This window comes from Arthrobacter sp. SLBN-83 (assembly GCF_006715285.1).
Lineage (GTDB): Bacteria > Actinomycetota > Actinomycetes > Actinomycetales > Micrococcaceae > Arthrobacter.
The window spans coordinates 211039-228271 of sequence record NZ_VFMX01000001.1 but is presented as its reverse complement, the minus strand read 5'-3'; the positions used below and the strand labels follow the sequence as shown (position 1 = coordinate 228271).

The following is a 17233-nucleotide window of genomic DNA, read 5'->3' as shown; positions in this document are numbered from 1 at the left end:
CGGACCCTTATTCGCAGCCCACGCCGTCGTGGTCTGCGTCCAGCCCGTAGATGTCCCGGCCGATGACCTGGACCGGGCCACGGACGTAGGCAGGTCCGTTGCCGCTTCCGCCTGCGCAGTCCACGTCGGAGGCGATGGGCACGCAGCCTGAATAGTTCGGATCGCAGCCTGGGTTGGTTCCCGGGACGGCCGGTGCCACGGGGGCCGGAGGAGCCGCGGCCTTCGCAGCAGCCTCGGCGGCTGCCTTTGCTGCCGCGTCCTGGGCCGCCTTCGCTTCGGCGGCCTGCCGGGCTGCTGCGGCGTCCGCGGCGGCCTTGTCAGCTGCTGCCTTGTCTGCCGCGGCTTTATCGGCTGCGGCTTTGTCTGCCGCCGCCTTCTCCGCTGCTGCCTTGTCTGCCGCCGCTTTCGCTGCCTCCGCGGCGGCGATCTTGTCGGTGACCCGCTTGGATTCGGCGGCTTCAAGCCACACCAGCTTGCCGGATTCGTCCTTGGTGCATACGTAGCTGGCGCTGGCAGAGACCTGCTGGGCGTTGACAGCCGTGCAAGGAGTATTGGCGATCGGCGTGCTGGGGGTGGGCTTCGCCGTGGGTGTTGCGGAGGCGGACTCACTGGCTGGCCCGGCGGCGGAGGTCAGCGAGGCCTGGGGTCCGCCGCAACCGGCCAGGAGAAGTACGACGGCGGCAGCGGCCCCGGCGCCCAGCGCCTTGCTGGTGCCCTTCCGCAGCAGGGAGCCTGCCGGGGATGTGTCTTCCTGGCGGCGTGAACAGGGCGGGGCGAAGTTGTGGAAGCCGGGCATAGTTGTCCCCCAATTGCGTGTGCCGGATGCGGATGCACGGCCAGCGTAGCTTCGTCCGCCGGGGGGAGAACGGGTTAAGCGCAAATCTTGATTTATTCCTTGGGCAACCCTCAGAGATGACGGGCCGGCGTCATTTTTTGTCCGGTGACCCGTCCGGGGATTTCCCGAGCGGTTGCCCCTTCGTTCCGTCGTGGGCCCCGTCGTGCTTCGCGTCAGGGCCGTGCGTGGGCTTCTTGCCGTTGGGGCTGTAGGGGGCCATCCGGCGCGGGGGAAGCTCCTTGATGAGTTCGTTGACTGCATGGGCCACGAGGTCCCGCTCGGGGGCCGGCAGTTCCAATGACCCATTCAGGTAGGCGTCAATTTCGTACTCGCCTGCGGCGCCGGTGAAGCTGAAGTAGCGCATCCAGACGGCGCTGAGTGTGATCCCGGATTCCTGCATGGCTTCGCAGGTCGCCTGTGCCTGTTCCAGGGGCTGAGCGAATTCGTCCACAAAAGGTTCCTACCCGTCGGCGAGCCCGTTAACGATTCCGCGCGCTACCTCCTGCAATGGCTTGCCCTCTTTGCGGGACTCAGCCAGCATTACATCCAAGGCCTCGCGGGAGCTCACGTGCATCCGCTCGATCAGGACGCCTTGGGCTTGCGAAATCGCGTCCCTGTTGGCGAGCGCCTCCGCAAGCTGCGAACCAAGCCGCTGTGTCGCTTCACGGTCGCGCGCGCTGCCCAGGAGGACGGCTGCGGGACCGGCCAGCCGCTCAATCAGGAAAACTGAGTGGTCGTCGAACACCAACGGAGACGGCGAGTACACCTTGAGTGCGCCGATGCGCCTTCCCTCAGTGGTCAGTGGGGCACTGAGCACGGACCGCAGCGGCAGTTCCGCGATGGCTGCTGTCCACTTGGGCCAGCGGGTCTCTTGCCTGGTGTCCTGGATGATGATGGCACGCTGTTCAGCCCACGCGCTCAGGCACGGCCCCTGGCCCAGCTCGTACTGCAGCTTGTCGGCCCGGAGGACCACTGGATCGGTGGCACCCGCGCTTTCCCGCCGCCCGCGCGCGTTGATAATCGAAGCGCCGGCCCCGGCGGCGTTAGGGATCGAGTCCCGGAGGACGTAGGCCAGGGACTGGACGGCTTTGGACGCATTCTCCTCGGTGAGAAAGCCGTCCGCTGCCTGTCCTGTCAGCTTGGCCAGCTCATTGGCCAGCGGTAGGGAGTTGTCCATGTTGATCACCTTTTCATGCCCCGGCACCGAGGCTGCTGGATGAAGGTGGCCGGCCCTCCCCATCGGAAGGGCAAGAGCAGGTCAAAGTGCGTGGCGTGGTTGTGCCTGTGATGAAAACAGTAGTCCCTTCCGTCACGGATGCACCGGCCCGAAACGCACCAACTCAGACCTGCCGTGCCAGTGCGCCGCCGATGATCCTGGCTCCCTCCGGGTAGGCGCCGGGGTTCGGGCCAGAGTAGTTGAGCCGGATGAAGGCCCCCGCCGGTTCGGCAGGAAACCATTCCGTGCCGGCGGCAATGATGACGCCGGCATCGTCACAGTCCCGCACCAGCCGGGGAAGATCCGTGCCGTCCGGCAGACGCACCCACAGGTTGAGCCCACCCTTGGGCAGGTTGTCGATATGGGCCTGCGGAACGTGCTCACGGATGCTGCTGGCCAACAGGTCCCGGCGCGACTGGAGCTGCTGGCGGAGGTTCCGCAGGTGCGAGTGCCATCCGGGTTGGGTCACCACATCCAACGCCGCGGCCTGCAGCAGGCCGCTCACGTACATTGATTCGGCGGCCCGGTGGCCCAGAATGCGTTCCCGCGCCGGTCCGCGCGCGATCACGGCGGCTACGCGAATGGCGGTGGAAACGCTCTTGGTCAGGGACCGGATGTAGACCACGTGGCCGGAATCGTCCCTGGTGGCCAGGGGTATGGGGTCCGAGGTGATGCCGAAGTCGTGTGCCCAGTCGTCCTCCACCAGGAACGCGCCGTGCCGGCGTGCCACCTCCAGGATCTCGTCGCCCCGCCCCCGGGACCACTGGGTGCCGGCAGGATTCGAATAGTTGGGCTGTACGTAGAAGGCGCGCGCCCCGGTTTCGACAAAGGCGCGCTCCACGTCCGCCGGGTCCGGTCCCTCCGGTCCGCTGGGAACGGGAATCAGCCGCACTTCGGTCTGGGCTGCAGCCAGGATGGCGCCCCAGTAGGACGGTGATTCGATGAGCAGCGGCTGGCCGGCACCTACCAGCGCACGGAAGATGGAGCTGAGTCCGCTTTGGCTTCCCGGCAGCACGATGACGTCATTCGGTGTCGGGGGAGTGATGCCCACAGGGGTCGCCGATCCCAGTTCCTGGGCGAACCATTGCTGCAGTTCGGGCATGCCGGCGGCCGGAGGCCTGGACAGGGCGGCGTCGCCGCGCGCGGCCCGAGCCAGGGCGGAACGGACCAGCCGTTCCGGCAGCAGCTCGCGGTCCGGGTAGCCGGAGTGGAACCAGATGGCGTCGCCCGGAACGTTGCGCATGGTGCCCGACGACGACGGCAACGGGGCCGACGGCGGCCGCAGCGCAGCGGTTTGCCAGCCATAGTCCGACGGCCGTGCGGTGCGCACGGCCCGGACGAAGGTTCCCACCCCCGGCCGGCTGTCGATCAACCCCTGCGCGGTCAGCGCCTGCAGCGCCTTTTGCACCGTCACGGGACTGGCCTGGTACTCCGCCACCAACTGCCGGGTGGACGGCAAGCGCGCGCCCGGGGCGGCGTCCGAAATCCAGTGGCGCAGTGCCGCAACGATCCGGGAGCTGCTATCGTTATTCATGAAAGAACATAGTAGCGCTACTGTCCTTGGTGACCCAGTGGTACTGCCGTCCCAGAGCAATGGACTGCCCAGTTCCGCTCAAGCCCGCAAGGCCATTGGAATCTGGTGGGGCCTCCTGGGCGTCGCGGCCTTCTCCTTCACCGTCCCATTCACCCGGGTCGCCGTCGCCGGGATCCCACCGCTGTTCATCGGTTCCGGCCGGGCCGTGGTGGCCGCACTCCTCGCGGCCGCAGCCCTGGCCATCACCCGCCAGCGGCTGCCGCAACCCGGCACCTGGCTGCGCCTCGCGCTCGTGGCTGCGGGCGTCGTCGTCGGCTTTCCGCTGCTCACCTCCTATGCACTCACTGCCGTTCCGGCGGGGCATGGCGCGGTGGTCATCGCCCTGTTGCCGGCAGCCACGGCAACGGCGGCCATCCTGCGCACCCGCGAGCGGGCGCGTCCCGCTTTTTGGGCGGTGATGCTGCTTGGTTCGCTGGCGGCGGTGTCCTTCGCGTTCCTTCAGTCCGGCGGTGTGGGGCACCTGCACTGGGCCGACCTCCTGCTGCTCGGCGCCGTCGCCTGCGCGGCGGTGGGGTACGCGGAGGGCGGCCTGCTGGCCCGCGAACTGGGATCGTGGCAGACCATCGCATGGGCGCTGGTCCTCGCCGCTCCGGCCATGCTGGTCCTGGCCGGGGTTTCCGTCCTGGACCAGCCGCCGTCGGCCACCCCCGTCCAGTGGGCCGCCTTCGGATACCTCGCCGTGGTGAGCATGTTCCTGGGCTTCTTCGCCTGGTACCGCGGACTAGCCATCGGCCCCATGGCGCAGGTGAGCCAGATCCAGCTGCTCCAGCCCGTGATGAGCATCTGCTGGGCAGCCCTCCTGCTGGGCGAGGACCTCACCTGGACCACCGTCATTGGCGCCGTTGCCGTCATCCTCTGCGCCGCCGCGGCCGTCCGCGTCCGGCTTAAGCCAACCTCCTGACCACCGAAAGGACCCCGACATGTACGTTCCTGCCCACTTCGCTGCCCGTCCTGACGCCGTCCGGAACCTCCTCGCGAGCCCCGGCGCCGCCAACCTGGTGACCATGACAAACCAGGGCCTGCTGGCAACGCTGCTGCCGTTCGCCTTCAACCCCGCCGTGGGGGAGCACGGGGCGCTGCAGGCGCACATGGCGCGGAACAACCCGCAATGGTCCAGCGTGCCGATTGGTGAGGCGCTCGCCATCATCCAGGGGCCGGACGACTACATCTCGCCGTCCTGGTACGGCTCCAAAGCCGAGCACGGCAGGGTGGTCCCCACCTGGAACTACAGCACCGCCCACGTGTACGGCGAGCTGGTGGTCCATGACGACGCCGGCTGGCTGGCACGGCACGTCCGGCACCTGACCGCGCTGCACGAGAGCGGCCGGGAGGAACCGTGGACTGTTGACGATGCGCCGGACAAATTCATCGCAGGGCAGCTGCGGGCCATCGTGGGCGTGGAGCTGGTGATTACCCGGATCGAGGCGAAGGAGAAACTGAGCCAGAACCGCTCCGCCGCCGACGCGCAAGGGGTGGCTTCCGGGCTCCGGAGCGTCGGGCGGGAAGCCGGCGCGGCCGCCGTCGAACGGGTCCGCCCCTGAGCCGGCCGAACGTTGCTGCCTACGCAGTCCGCTCCAGCAGCACCATCACCTCGTAGTGCGTGGTCTGCGGGAACATGTCCAGCACCCGGGCCCGCCGTGCGCTGAAGGAGGGAAGGGCGGCCAGGTCGCGGGCCAGCGACTGGGCGTTGCAGCTGGAGTAGACCACGTGCTGCACGCCGGATGACTCCAGCCAGCCGCACAGCTCCTTGCCGATGCCGCGCCGGGGCGGGTTCACGATCACCAGCTCCGGCGACTGCTCCGCCGCAAGGGCGAACGCCGTGGCGTCACCGGCCTGGAACTCCATCCCCTCCAGCCCTGCTTCGTCGCTGCTGAGCCGGGCGGAAACGATCGCTTCGCTGCTGGCCTCGATGCCGGTCACCGTGCGGGAGGGGGCGGCGCTGTGCAGGGCGAAGCCGCCCACGCCGCAGTACAGGTCCCAGACCGAGGCCGGGGCCAGCTCGTTGACCCATTCGCGCCCCTGCCGGTACAGCGCCCCGGCCATCTCCGTGTTGGTCTGGAAGAAGCTTTGCGGGCGGAGGCGAAGGTTGATGCCGTTGACCCGCATGTTCAGGGTGGACTGCTCCGTCAGCAGGATCTCGCGCTCGCCCTCCAGGACTGCCTTGTGCTCCGGGAGCAGGTTGACCGATACCACCTTCACTTGCGGCAGGGCCGCCAGGAGGTCCGGCAGGTGCTTCCGGATGCGCGGTAGCGTGTTCTCGGAGCGCAGCACCAGGCGGAGCATGACCTCGCCGTCCGGGGACTCGGTGATGATGACGTGCTTGAGTTCACCCGTGCGCCTGGGGACGTCGTAGGGCGTGAGGCGCAGCCTGCGGATGAAGCTGGCCAGCACCGGGAAAACTGCCCGCAGGCCGGGGGAGCAGACGCCGCACTTGCGCAGGTCCACGCCGTGGCCGTCGGCGTCCAGGATCCCGATTGTGGGGTTTTGCGCCGTGCCGCCGATCACCATCTTGGCCTTGTTGCGGAAGCCGGACTCTTCGCTGGCAACGGGCGGCAGCCATTCGAGGCCGGTGTGGTCGGAGAGGAGGGTCTGGCAGTGCTGCTGCTTGCCGGCCAGCTGTTCGCCGTACGGCCTGCCCATCTGGGTGCAGGAGCGGCAGGTGCCGGCATCAAAGTAGGAACAGTGCATGACTGGTCCATTTTACGCGCCCAGCGCGGAAGGTCCGACGACGGCGCTGGGCGATGGCCGCCGTCGTACTTTTCTGAAGGGTGCCGAACCATGCGGGAACACCACTGTCTCCCCAGGTGTTAAACCCAGTGGAGACAGAACGATGGACAACAGAACTTACACAGCACTTGTAGTACCGGCCGGCAATTCAGAACCCATGCGCATCGAGCAGGTGGCAGCGGACCTGCAGGCACTGGAAGCCCTGGTAGGCGGGCCGCTGGAGTCGGTGATCCGCGGCGACTGGCACGTTTACCTGAACGCCGAAAGTGTCACCATGCTCCTGCCGGTCAACATCCGGGCCGGGCAGTTGATGCACGAATGCGGTTTGGACCTTAACGGAATCCGTGGCACCGCGGTCTTCCTGGGCCGCGGTGAACACGGGGCGGAAGCCGACATCCCGGAGCACTTGGCGCGGCTGGCCGAGGAATTGTTCGGGTCGCCGCTGGCCGCCTAAGTCCGGCCGGCTACTCGCTGCGCACCCCGTAGGTGCTGAGCACGTTGCCCTTGCTGGTGGTCTTCTGGTCCTGGAGCACCAGGCGGGTCAGCGGGTCGCCGTCCTCGAACAGCCGGCGGCCGCTTCCGGCGATGACTGGGTGGGTCATCAGCTGCAGCGAGTCCAGCAGCCCGGCGAACAATAGCTGCCGCACCACGGAGATGCTTCCGCACACGGCGATCTCGCCGCCGTCGCGCTCCTTCAAACCGGCCACGAACTCCTCAAGCGGCGCATCCATCAGCCGGGAGTTCTGCCACTCCAGCGGTTCGGTCAGCGTGCGCGAGGCCACGAACTTCTCCACCGGGTTGATGAACGCCGCAAAGTCCTGGTCGGTTGAGGCGTTCGGCCAGTAATCCGCCCACTCCTGGTAGCTGACCCGGCCCAGCACCACGGTGTCCACGTTGTTCATCATCCTGGTCAGGCCTTCGCCCAGTTCGTCGTCGAAGCTGTCGAACTGGAACTTGAAAGGTTCGGACACCACACCATCCACGGAGTGGAACAGGCCGGCAGTGACATTGCGCATGGGAGCCTCCAGAAATTGAGCGGACAGGCCTTACGGTATTCGGCAGTTTCCGTTGGGGGAAGGGTCTGCGGCACGCTTTTTTGGGCCAGGGATACGTACGACGGCGGGTGGCTGCGTTAGGTTCATCACTCGCCGTGTCGTCTTACCCGGTTTCGCCCGGGCCGGGCCCCATACTTGTTTTTGAGCGGCTTTTGCCGATCCCCCCGGCCAGGCAGGAGGAAGTGCATGGAAACCCTGAAAAAAGTCGTGACCAACCAGTATTTCCCCGCCGGTGCCGTACTGACAGCCGTTCTGCTGTTCTGGATCGTCGGCCTGCTCGGCGGACTGTCCCTGCTCAACAACAACCAGCCGCCGCTGACCACGCTGACCTGGATGCTCTTTGTCTACGCGTCTGCCGTGCTGACCCCCCTGGCTGGGCTGCTCGCCGCCGCCGACCTCATCCGCCGTTGGCGCCGGAACCGCGCGGCCGCGCCGGCACCTGCCAGCTTTGCGGCAACCAGCGCCGAACCTGCCGCTGGGCACTTTGAGGACGCGCCGGCGTCGGACCCTGTCACTTCCGGTGCCTCCGCACCTGCCGACCCGGCAGAGCCCAATGGTTCTGCACCTGCGCCCACCAAGCCGCGCCCCGGGCGCACGGAAGCAGCCTAACTCCGAAGAGGCCCTTACCGCCCCTTCAGGGCGTTAAGGGCCTCTTCGGCATGGTGGAGCGCCTGGCCAAGGCGTTCGCCCGGTTCCGGCAGCGAGAACAGGTAGCCCTGCAGCGAATCGCATTCCAGCGCGGTCAGGTAGTCAGCCTGTGCCGGGGTCTCTATTCCTTCCGCGGTAACGGTCAGCCCCAGGCTGTGGGCCATGTTGATCATCGAGCTGAGGATGGGCAGCCGCTCGTTGCCGGTCCGCACCATGGACACAAAGGTCTTGTCGATCTTGACCGTGTCCACCGGCAGGTCCTGCAGCCGGCCCAGGGAGGAATAGCCGGTGCCAAAATCATCCAGCGCCACGCGGGCGCCGGCATCCCGGAGGGTGCTCAGCTGCTGGATCAGGCTGCAGTCGGCGTCGAAAAAGACGCTCTCGGTGACTTCCATAACCAGCTGGTAGGGCGCCACGCCGCTGGCCTCCGCCAGTTGCAGGACAGTCTCGGCGAAATCCGGTTCCTGCAACTGGACGCCGGAGACGTTGACGGCCAGGGAGCGGGACGGATCTTCGCTGAGCCAGCGGGCCAGCTGCACCATGCCTGATGCCATCACCTCGGCCCCGATCTCGCCGATCAGCCCGGTGCGCTCGGCCAGTGGAATGAAGATTGACGGCGGCACCTGCTCGCCGCCGCGGTCCCACCTGGCCAGTGCCTCCAGCTGGACCACCTGGCCCATGCGGTGGGAGACGATCGGTTGGAAGTCCACGGTGATCTCGCCCCGCGGCACGGCCAGCTGCAGTCCGCTCTCCATGTGGGTGCGCTGCACCAGAGCCTGCATCATGTCCGGGTGGAAGCGCAGGAACCGGTTCTTGCCGGCAGCTTTGGCCGCATACATGGCAATATCGGCGTGCCGCAGCAGTTCGGAGGGCCCCACGCTGTCCTGGCCCAGCGAGGCAACCCCAAGGCTGAGGCTGGGCCGGAGGACGGTGCCGCCGATGGTTACGGGGACGTGCAGGCAGCGCACGATGCACGCCGCGATCGCGTCCGCATCGGGGCAGGCCGTGAGGAGCACCACGAATTCGTCGCCGCCCAGCCTGGCCACCACGTCCGCTGTGGGGACGCAGCCGCGGAGCCGGCGGGCCACTTCGATGAGCATGTCGTCGCCGGCCTGGTGGCCAAGGATGTCGTTGACTTCCTTGAAATCGTCCAGGTCAAGGAGCAGGACATCCACTGTCTTCAGCCGGGGTTCCTGCAGTGCCTCGGCCAGGGCGTCGTTGAACACCGCCCTGTTCGCCAGCCCAGTCAGCGGGTCCTGGAACGCCATGGCCCGTAGCTTCTCCGCCTGGACCGCAAGGTCCATCATGGCCCGGTGTGCCTGCTCCTGCGCTTTCCGCCGGGGAGTCACATCGCGGAAGCTCCACACCCGGCCCACGATCTTGTCGCCCACCCGTTGCGGCCGGGAATAGCGCTCGAAGGTACGCCCGTCGCGCAGTTCCACCACGTCGTGGCTTTCAGCGGCAGGGTCTTCCTGGAGTTCGCCCAGCCGTGCCGTGAATGGCACGGGGTCTGCCACTTGCTCCATGACCATCCACATCGCAGGCGCATCGCTGTCCGCTTCCAGAATTTCCGGCGGAAGGCTCCACATAGACAGGAATTGTTCGTTGAACCCGGCCACCCGCCCGTCGACGCCCATCACCAGGATGCCGTCGGCGGTCGACTCAAGGGTGGCGGTCAGCAGCGACATCGCATCGCGCAGGTTTGCGTCCGCTGCTGCGCGGTGCGCTGTTCCGCGGGCCGAGAGCAGGAGCTGGGTGGGCTTTGCCTGGTTGGCACCTGCCTTGCCAGGGCTGCCATCGGCGTCGGCAGCCGTTTCCTGTCCCGGGAGGGGAGCCGCTGCCAGTTCCAGGGGGAACTCTGTCCCGTCCCCGCGCAGCCCCGTTATGTCCCTGGGCGGTGCGAATTCCCCGGGCCGGGTCAGGATTTGGTGCAGCAGGTGGGCAAGCTTGTCCCGGGAGCCCGCCGCGAACAGCGTTCGGTGGTCCAGGCCGGTAAAGGAGTCCTGCTGAAGGCCAAAAAGCCTCGCTGCCGCAGCGTTGGCCGCCAGGACGGTGCCGTCACCGCTTACAGCCAGCAGCGCGTCCGGACTCGCGTCCATGACCACGCCAAAAGTTTGTAATGCCACATTGTTGCCGCGGTCTGGAAACCCGGTCATTACACCACCCCTTCGCCATCATAAAGGCCACAGCGAAAATAGGGTGGGAAAGCGGCACTGCAAATTAGCGCACGGGCAGGACAGAAGAAGCGCCGGCCTCTTTTTTGGAGTCCGGCGCTTCTTTCTGATGGATTATGTGGGAGCGGCTACACCCGGCGGCCGCTGCGGTTGGTGACTGCGCCGTAGATCAGCAGCACAATGATCGAGCCCAGAATGGCCAGCAGCCAGGTCCTGAGATCGAAGAACTCCGCCAGGCCGCCGCCAAAGATCAGCGAGCCGATCCAGCCGCCCAGGATGGCCCCGACAACGCCCAGGACCATGGTCACCAGCCAGCCGCCACCTTGGCGGCCCGGCAGGATGGCCTTTGCAATGGCTCCAGCAATCAGGCCCAAGATAAGAAAACCGATAATGCCCATGTTGCCACTCCTTGTCAGTAAGTTGTGCCGGGCCCCCATTTCCGGTGTGAACATTCAATCAGCAGGCTTACTATTCTGCAAGGCTTTGAATATCACAGGATGGTTGTCATTTATCCGGAAATGCGCCGCTTATAAGCGGGGAGCCCATTGCAGGTCCCGTTGCTGCACTCCCCGGGGCCTGCCGGGCCCGTGGCCCCAGATAAAATGGCAACTCCGGCAACAGACCAAGGAGCGCAGGCATGCCCAGCCAGACCGCCAGGCCCCGTGCCATCTTTCTCGACATTGACGGCACTTATGCCGACCACGGCCTCGCACCGGAAGCGCACGTGGACGCCGTGCGGACGGCCCGCAAGCTGGGCCACCTGGTCTTTGTCTGCACCGGGCGTCCCTTGTCCATGGTTCCGGGGCACATTCTGGACGCCGGCTTTGACGGCACCATCACGGGCGCCGGAGCCAGGGTGGAAGTCGACGGCGAGATCCTTAAGGACGCGCGCTTCGAGCCGGATCTCGCCGCACGAATTGTGGAAACCCTGGACGCCCACAATGCCGCCTACATTCTGGAAGCTCCGGAGGCCCTGCACGGCCGCACGGGAGTGGACCGGCGGCTGCGGGAGGTGCTGGGCCCCATTTTCGCCGGCCATCCGCAACACGACGGGATCCTCAGCACCGATGTGGATCCACTTGAGGACATCCTGGGCCCGATGCAGTACAGCGACGATCTCCGGGCCACGTCCTACGCCAAAATTTCGTGCTTCGATTCACCGGTGCCGCTGGGCCGCCTGATGGAAACCCTGGGCCCGGAGGTGGGGCTGATTCCCAGTTCCCTGTCAGCACTGGGTGAGCGTGCCGGGGAGATCTTCATGGCCGGCACGCACAAGGCTGTGGGCATCCAGGTGGTGGAGGCCCGGCTTGGCCTGGATCGTGCGGACATCGTTGCCATCGGCGACAGTGCCAACGACCTCGAAATGCTCGAGTACGCGGGTGTGGGCATTGCCGTGGCGGGCGGCCACCCCGCCGTTCTGGCTGTTGCGGACAGGGTCACCGCGGCGCCTGCCGGCAACGGTGTTGCGCTGGCTTTCGCGGAGTTGGGGCTCCTGGGCTAAACCTCAGCGTCCCGCAGCCGCCTCCTCCAAATTTCCAGCGTTCCAAGTGCCGGCGCCCAAGGTGCCCGTGCTCAGGGTGTCGGGTTCAAGGTTCCGGCGGAGGTCCCCAGGCCGCGCACAACCCACCCCTCCTCCTGCCAGGCCCCCGTATCCAGAACGTTCCTCGCGTCCAGGACCACCCGCCGTCGTACCAACTGGCCGGCAAGGGAGGGGTTCAGCCGCCGGTATTCGTCCCATTCGGTGAGCAAAAGCACCAACTCGGCGTCCTGGAGCGCTTTCCCGGTGGAGGCCTCGAACCGGAGGCGCGGGTAGCGCCGCCAGGCAAGGTCCACCGCTTTGGGATCCGTGACCGTCACGTGAGCCCCGGCGGCGGCCAGCCGGTCCGCGACATCGAGTGCGGGGGAGTCGCGGATGTCGTCCGTGTCGGGCTTGAAGGAAGCGCCCAGGATGGTCACTGAACGCCCGGCCAGGGCCCCGCCGCAGAGCTCCGCCGCGAGCCTGACGGTCCGGTCGCGCTGGCCGAGGTTCACCCCGTCCACCAGGCGCATCCAGTCCTCCACGGCGGATACGCCCAGCGTTGCCGCCTGGGTCCGGAAGCTGCGGATGTCCTTGGGCAGGCAGCCCCCGCCGAAGCCCAGGCCCGCTTGCAGGTATCGGTTTCCGATTCTGGGGTCCAACCCCATTGCCGCGCTGAGTTCGCTAACGTCCGCGCCGGCTGCATCGCACAGTTCCCCCACCGCGTTGATGAAGCTGACCTTGGTGGCCAGGTATGCGTTGGCGGCGGACTTGATGAGCTCCGCCGTGGCGAAACTGCACACCAGGCGGGGGATTCCGGCGGCCAGCAGCGGTTCATAGACGGCATCCAGTACCGCCGTTACCCCCGTAGGCACCCCGCTGGCAGGGTTGAAGGCAGCGGACCGTCCGCCCTCCACGCCGTACACCAGCCGGTCCGGCACCAGCGAGTCCTTCACGGCCGTGCCCTGCCGCAGGAATTCGGGGTTCCAGCCGAGCAGCACGTCGTGCCGCGGTGCCAGGATCGTGCCAAGCAGGTCCACCGTGCCAACCGGGACAGTGGATTTGCCCACGACGACGGCGCCCGGCGCCAGGTGCGGCAGCAACGCTTCCGTTGCGGAGACCAGGAAGGTGAGGTCGGCGGCGTCGGACGTCTTTTCCTGCGGCGTTCCCACGCAGAGGAAGTGCACCTGTGCACCCTTGGCGTCTGCCGGGTCCGTGGAAAACAGCAGCCGCCCGGTGGTGCGGCCGTCCTGGAGGAGTTCGTCCAGCCCGGGCTCGTGGAACGGCGCGCTGCCCTGCGCCAGTTGCCGCACCTTGCCGGGATCGACGTCGATACCCACCACGGTGTGGCCCATGGATGCCAGCGTTGCGGCGTGGACGGCGCCCAGGTAGCCGCAGCCGATCACAGATATCTTCAAAGGTTCGCTCCCTTGGTGTTGATTGAGCTTGCCGGCACCGGCCCGGCGGCCGCGATGGCCTCTTCGTAGTGGTGGATCAATTCCGAGCAGAGCGCCGGCCACGTTCTGCCCTGGACGGAGGCATGCGCGGCGGACGCGAACGCGCGGCGCTTGGCGTCATCACCCATCAGGTCCTGCACCCGGGCGCGCATCGCCGAGAGGTCACCCGGTTCGTAGAGCCATCCGGTCCGTGAATTTTCCACCAGGTCCAATGGGCCGCCCCGGCCCGTGGCCACCACCGGCACACCCGATGCCATGGCCTCCTGGATGGTCTGGCAGAAGGTTTCAAACTCGCCCGGGTGGACGAACAGGTCGAAGGATGCCACAATCCGGGCCAGTTCCTCGCCGCCCATGAAACCGGTGAACAGTGCGCCGGGAAGTGCCGCTTCGAGGGCCTGGCGCTGGGGTCCGTCCCCCACGACCACCAGCTGTGTGTTGGGAATGCCGGCGAGGGCCGCCAGGTCTTCCACCTGTTTTTCCATGGCAAGCCTGCCCACGTAGCCGATGATCCGCCCACCAGTGGGGGCTACCGTTGCCCGCCAGCCGTCGTCGCGCTTTTCCGGCGAGAACCGCGCGGTATCCACACCGCGGCGCCACATGCGCACCCGCGGGATACCCCGGCCGCGCAACTGGTTCAGCGCGAACGTGGAGGGCACCAGGGTGCGCGTGGCCAGCAGGTGGATGTTCTCCACCCGGGTCCAGGCCCAGTTCTCCAGGAAGGGCAGGCCGTAACGGGCCGCGTAGCTGGGAACCTCCGTCTGGTAGACGGCCACGGTGGGAATTCCCAGCTGGCTGGCAGCCTGCGCCGCACGCCATCCCAGTACGAAGGGAGAGGCAAGGTGCACCACGTCGGGCGCGTACTCGGCAAGGATTCGCTTGACCCGGCACACACCACCCAAGGCCACCCTGACATTCGTGTAGCCGGCCAGCGGGACCGCCGGAAGCCTGTGCACCTCAGCACCTTTTACCTGGCCCGCCGGCTCCGCGTCATGGGCGGAAGGGGCGATGACCAGGACGTCGTCGCCCCGCTCCTGGAGATGGTCCAGGACCCGCAGGATTGAGTGTGTGACACCGTTCATCAACGGCAAAAATGATTCGGCGACAATTGCGATCCTCACCCCTCAACCGTGGGTGCCTTCCTTGAAATGACGGGGGAGAAAGCATGACCCGGAGGAGAAGGAAGGGTGAACAGCTGCACCCGGCTCCAAAAAAAATTACTAAGTAGGCTTGGCATTCGATGCTAAGCATGCTTACGGTAGTGGGGCAGTCAGCGCAGAGCCTCAAGCAAAGGGGCAGGAACTGGACGTCGGGAGTCAGCCCCGGTCCATCACATCCACAGCTGGCAGACCCAGTGCAAAGACAATCCAAGGAGACGTCATGCTTAACAGGGAAAACCTTGAAAACCTGCTCACCAAGGGTGGCAACGTCGTCGGTTCCGACGGCTCGAAGATCGGATCGATCGGGCAGCTGTACGCAGATGACGACACGGGTGAGCCCACATGGGTCACCGTGAAGACGGGCCTTTTCGGTACGTCCGAATCCTTCGTGCCGGTTGAAGGCGCACACGAACAGGGTGAGGACCTGGTGGTTCCCTACACCAAGGAGCACGTCAAGGATGCTCCCCGCGTGGACGCCGACGGCCACCTCAGCCCCGAGGAAGAGGACCGGCTCTACACCTACTACGACCGTAACGGTGCACAGACCTACACCGAGGCGACCACAGGGTACTCAACTTCCGACATTGCCAGCTCCGGAACCAGGACGGACGCCGACCTGCAGGGCGATGCCGACCTGAACGCAGGCACCCCCACGGCCGGCATCCGCTCCGAGCGCGATACCGATTCCCGCGGAACGGTTGGGCACGACACCTCCGGCCCCACCACGGACGACGCCATGACGCGCTCCGAGGAGCAGCTGCACGTGGGCACGGAGCGCCAGGCCACCGGCCGCGCACGGCTGCGGAAGTACGTCACCACGGAGAATGTCACCAAGACCATCCCGGTGGAGCGTGAAGAGGTCCGCGTGGAGCGCGAGCCCATCACGGACGCAAACCGCGGCGCCGCCCTCGACGGGCCCGCCATCAGCGAAGAAGAGCACGAGGTGGTCCTCCACGAGGAACGCCCGGTGGTGGAGAAGGAAGCCGTTCCGGTGGAGCGGGTCCGGCTGGACAAGGAAACTGTCCGCGGCGAGGAAACCGTCAACGAAGAAGTCCGCAAGGAACACATCGACACCGACGGCGACACCCGCCGCTGATCGGAGCGGGGGACACGGTCCCCTTGTTCCCCTGGACCGGCTGGTTGGAGCAGCAGCCCTGACACGGTGAACGGCGCCGGGAGCCTACTTGGAGGCTCCCGGCGCCGCACCGTCTTAAGATGCTGGTGCAGCCGCGCCGATAGCGGTGACTGCACCAGCCAGTAGGACGAATATCTTCAGAACTTACGGTTCATCTCTCATTCGCGGCTCCTGTTTTCCCGGCTTACGACAATCCGGGCCCGTTGCCGGCACTGACCAGGTGCGGCGCCAGCAGAAATCGCAGTACCCCCTGGGCGGGGCGGCGGGTGTTGGTTTCTACCAATTTTACGGCCGTGCCCCCTAAAAAGCGCCGGGCCGTGGGGTATTTGCTTGTTGATCAGTGCTGCCGCTGAGCCTGTCGTTCGCGGGCGCGACCGGCCCTCCGTGACACCATGGAACACGATGAAACTGCGCGCTGATCAGACCGGAGACCGTGGCCTTCCCATGCCGTTGTGGCTGCAGGGTGCCCTTGAAACGGGGCAGGCGGCCGTCATTTCCGCGCTGGTGGTGGTGGCGCCCATCGTTGCCGTGTGGGCCACCGCCGGTTTCCAGAACGGACAGTTCGAGGTCCTCGCCAGGCTGGCCGGCCAGTCCTGGCTCCTGGTCCACGGCGTGCCGCTGGAACTCGCGGGCGCCGGACCTGAGGCAGCCTCCCACGGCGGCTCCGGCATGTTGAGCCTGGTTCCCCTGGGCCTGACGCTTATCCCGTTCCTGCTGGCATGGCGCGCCGGCCGCCGGCTGGCCCGCGCCTCCTATACCGATCAGCTTTGGCAGGCGCTGCTGGGGTCATGGGTGGTCTATGCGGCCTTCGGAGTGGCCACCGGGTTCGTTTGCCGCACTGCCGACGTCATCATCAATCTTTGGTACGCCCTGCTGATTCCCCTGATTCCGTACGGACTGGGCATGGTGATCGGGGCACGACGGGAAGCAGGTTCGTGGAGCCGGCTCATCGGCGTCGACGCCGTTGACTGGATTTCGCGGACCAGCCAGCATTCGCGCTGGGCCGGCTCGTACTTCGCATCCGTGGCGAAAGCCGGATTCGTGGCCGTGATGTCCGCCCTCACCCTGGCCGCTACGCTGCTGGCAGTCGACCTGTTCATCCACTGGAACCTCGTGGTGTCCGTCTATGAAGCGCTCGACGCCGGCCCGGTGGGAGGCGCGGCCCTCACCATTGCACAGCTCGGCTTCCTGCCCAACCTTGTCGTCTTTGCCCTCGCCTGGACGTCCGGCGCGGGTTTCGCCATGGGAGCCGGCTCCCACGTGGGTCCGCTGGCCACCGCCGTCGGGCCGGTGCCCTCCATCCCCGTCCTGTCGGCCATCCCGTCAGGGTCCCTCGACTACGCCTCTGTGGCCCTGGTGGTTCCGGTGTTGGCAGGTGTCATGGCCGGATGGTGGTTCCTTCGGGAGGGCGAAAACCACTTTGACGAGTGGCTGGCCATCAAGATCCACGCCCGCTGGTTCACGGCAAGTGCCTCCACGTTGGTACTCGCGGTCCTGGCCGGCCTGGCTGCCGGAGCGCTGACCGCGGTCCTGGCCTGGCTCGCCCGGGGCTCAGCCGGCCTTGGCCGCCTGACGGACATCGGACCCGACCCGCTGTGGACGGGACTGTGGGTGGCCGCGGAGGTGGGCATCGGCGTCGTCATTGGCTACGCAGCCGGACCGTGGCTGGAACGGGAGAAGGGCCGCGCCGTGGAACGGGACGCGGAGCTGGTCCACTAG

Annotated in this window: 17 protein-coding genes; 7 read left to right on the top strand and 10 right to left on the bottom strand. The window is 66.8% G+C overall.

Going from position 1 to position 17233, the window contains the following annotated elements; all coding sequences use genetic code 11:
• Nucleotides 1-7 precede the first annotated feature (7 nt).
• The 4 genes from FBY30_RS00940 to FBY30_RS00925 form a co-directional block, all read right to left on the bottom strand.
• The gene (locus tag FBY30_RS00940; protein WP_235009284.1) at nt 8-796 is read right to left on the bottom strand and encodes a hypothetical protein; all 789 of its coding nucleotides are present in this window, start codon (nt 794-796) and stop codon (nt 8-10) included.
• A gap of 130 nt (nt 797-926) precedes the next feature.
• Nucleotides 927-1286, bottom strand: coding sequence for a hypothetical protein (locus FBY30_RS00935; protein ID WP_142130759.1), 360 nt, complete (start codon nt 1284-1286; stop codon nt 927-929).
• Between the two features lie 9 nt (nt 1287-1295).
• The gene (locus FBY30_RS00930) at nt 1296-2012 is read right to left on the bottom strand and encodes a GAF and ANTAR domain-containing protein (protein WP_160141440.1); all 717 of its coding nucleotides are present in this window, start codon (nt 2010-2012) and stop codon (nt 1296-1298) included.
• A 163-nt stretch (nt 2013-2175) separates the two neighbouring features.
• Complete coding sequence (locus FBY30_RS00925; RefSeq protein ID WP_142130757.1) at nt 2176-3585, bottom strand: aminotransferase-like domain-containing protein; 1410 nt, start codon at nt 3583-3585, stop codon at nt 2176-2178.
• On the opposite strand from FBY30_RS00925, the gene FBY30_RS00920 reads away from it, so the two are divergent.
• Both FBY30_RS00920 and FBY30_RS00915 read left to right on the top strand, forming a co-directional pair.
• Nucleotides 3584-4546, top strand: a complete 963-nt coding sequence (locus FBY30_RS00920; RefSeq protein WP_142130756.1) for a DMT family transporter — start codon at nt 3584-3586, stop codon at nt 4544-4546. The two genes, FBY30_RS00925 and FBY30_RS00920, sit on opposite strands and share 2 nt — an antisense overlap.
• A 19-nt stretch (nt 4547-4565) precedes the next feature.
• Nucleotides 4566-5186: an FMN-binding negative transcriptional regulator gene (locus FBY30_RS00915; RefSeq protein ID WP_142130755.1), complete on the top strand. Its 621-nt coding sequence runs from the start codon at nt 4566-4568 to the stop codon at nt 5184-5186.
• A gap of 19 nt (nt 5187-5205) precedes the next feature.
• Here FBY30_RS00915 and rlmC read toward each other — a convergent pair whose 3' ends face one another.
• Entirely contained in the window at nt 5206-6333 is a 1128-nt protein-coding gene (gene rlmC, locus FBY30_RS00910; protein ID WP_142130754.1) for a 23S rRNA (uracil(747)-C(5))-methyltransferase RlmC, read from the bottom strand.
• A 142-nt stretch (nt 6334-6475) separates the two neighbouring features.
• On the opposite strand from rlmC, the gene FBY30_RS00905 reads away from it, so the two are divergent.
• Nucleotides 6476-6826 (top strand): DUF3846 domain-containing protein, encoded by a 351-nt coding sequence (locus FBY30_RS00905; RefSeq protein ID WP_142130753.1) that lies wholly within the window; start codon nt 6476-6478, stop codon nt 6824-6826.
• Nucleotides 6827-6836: 10 nt separating this feature from the next.
• On the opposite strand, the gene FBY30_RS00900 is transcribed toward FBY30_RS00905, so the two are convergent.
• On the bottom strand, nt 6837-7388 hold the full coding sequence (locus FBY30_RS00900) for a dihydrofolate reductase family protein (protein ID WP_142130752.1): 552 nt from the start codon (nt 7386-7388) through the stop codon (nt 6837-6839).
• Between the two features lie 225 nt (nt 7389-7613).
• Here FBY30_RS00900 and FBY30_RS20875 point away from each other — a divergent pair, with 225 nt between their 5' ends.
• Nucleotides 7614-8036, top strand: a complete 423-nt coding sequence (locus FBY30_RS20875) for a hypothetical protein (protein WP_235009282.1) — start codon at nt 7614-7616, stop codon at nt 8034-8036.
• 14 nt (nt 8037-8050) lie between these two features.
• Here the strand turns inward: FBY30_RS20875 and FBY30_RS00890 are convergent, their stop codons facing one another.
• Together FBY30_RS00890 and FBY30_RS00885 are read right to left on the bottom strand one after the other, a co-directional pair.
• On the bottom strand, nt 8051-10231 hold the full coding sequence (locus tag FBY30_RS00890; protein ID WP_235009281.1) for a putative bifunctional diguanylate cyclase/phosphodiesterase: 2181 nt from the start codon (nt 10229-10231) through the stop codon (nt 8051-8053).
• 146 nt (nt 10232-10377) lie between these two features.
• Nucleotides 10378-10647: a GlsB/YeaQ/YmgE family stress response membrane protein gene (locus FBY30_RS00885; protein ID WP_142130751.1), complete on the bottom strand. Its 270-nt coding sequence runs from the start codon at nt 10645-10647 to the stop codon at nt 10378-10380.
• A 239-nt stretch (nt 10648-10886) separates the two neighbouring features.
• Between FBY30_RS00885 and FBY30_RS00880 the strand changes: the two genes are divergently transcribed.
• On the top strand, nt 10887-11750 hold the full coding sequence (locus FBY30_RS00880; RefSeq protein ID WP_142130750.1) for an HAD family hydrolase: 864 nt from the start codon (nt 10887-10889) through the stop codon (nt 11748-11750).
• Nucleotides 11751-11821: 71 nt separating this feature from the next.
• Here FBY30_RS00880 and FBY30_RS00875 read toward each other — a convergent pair whose 3' ends face one another.
• Together FBY30_RS00875 and FBY30_RS00870 are read right to left on the bottom strand one after the other, a co-directional pair.
• On the bottom strand, nt 11822-13183 hold the full coding sequence (locus tag FBY30_RS00875) for a UDP-glucose dehydrogenase family protein (RefSeq protein WP_142130749.1): 1362 nt from the start codon (nt 13181-13183) through the stop codon (nt 11822-11824).
• On the bottom strand, nt 13180-14340 hold the full coding sequence (locus FBY30_RS00870) for a glycosyltransferase family 4 protein (protein ID WP_142130748.1): 1161 nt from the start codon (nt 14338-14340) through the stop codon (nt 13180-13182). Before FBY30_RS00870 ends, FBY30_RS00875 begins: the two co-directional genes overlap by 4 nt.
• A gap of 259 nt (nt 14341-14599) precedes the next feature.
• Between FBY30_RS00870 and FBY30_RS00865 the strand changes: the two genes are divergently transcribed.
• Together FBY30_RS00865 and FBY30_RS00860 are read left to right on the top strand one after the other, a co-directional pair.
• Nucleotides 14600-15475 (top strand): DUF2382 domain-containing protein, encoded by an 876-nt coding sequence (locus FBY30_RS00865; RefSeq protein WP_142130747.1) that lies wholly within the window; start codon nt 14600-14602, stop codon nt 15473-15475.
• Nucleotides 15476-15916: 441 nt separating this feature from the next.
• Entirely contained in the window at nt 15917-17233 is a 1317-nt protein-coding gene (locus tag FBY30_RS00860) for a cell division protein PerM (RefSeq protein WP_142130746.1), read from the top strand.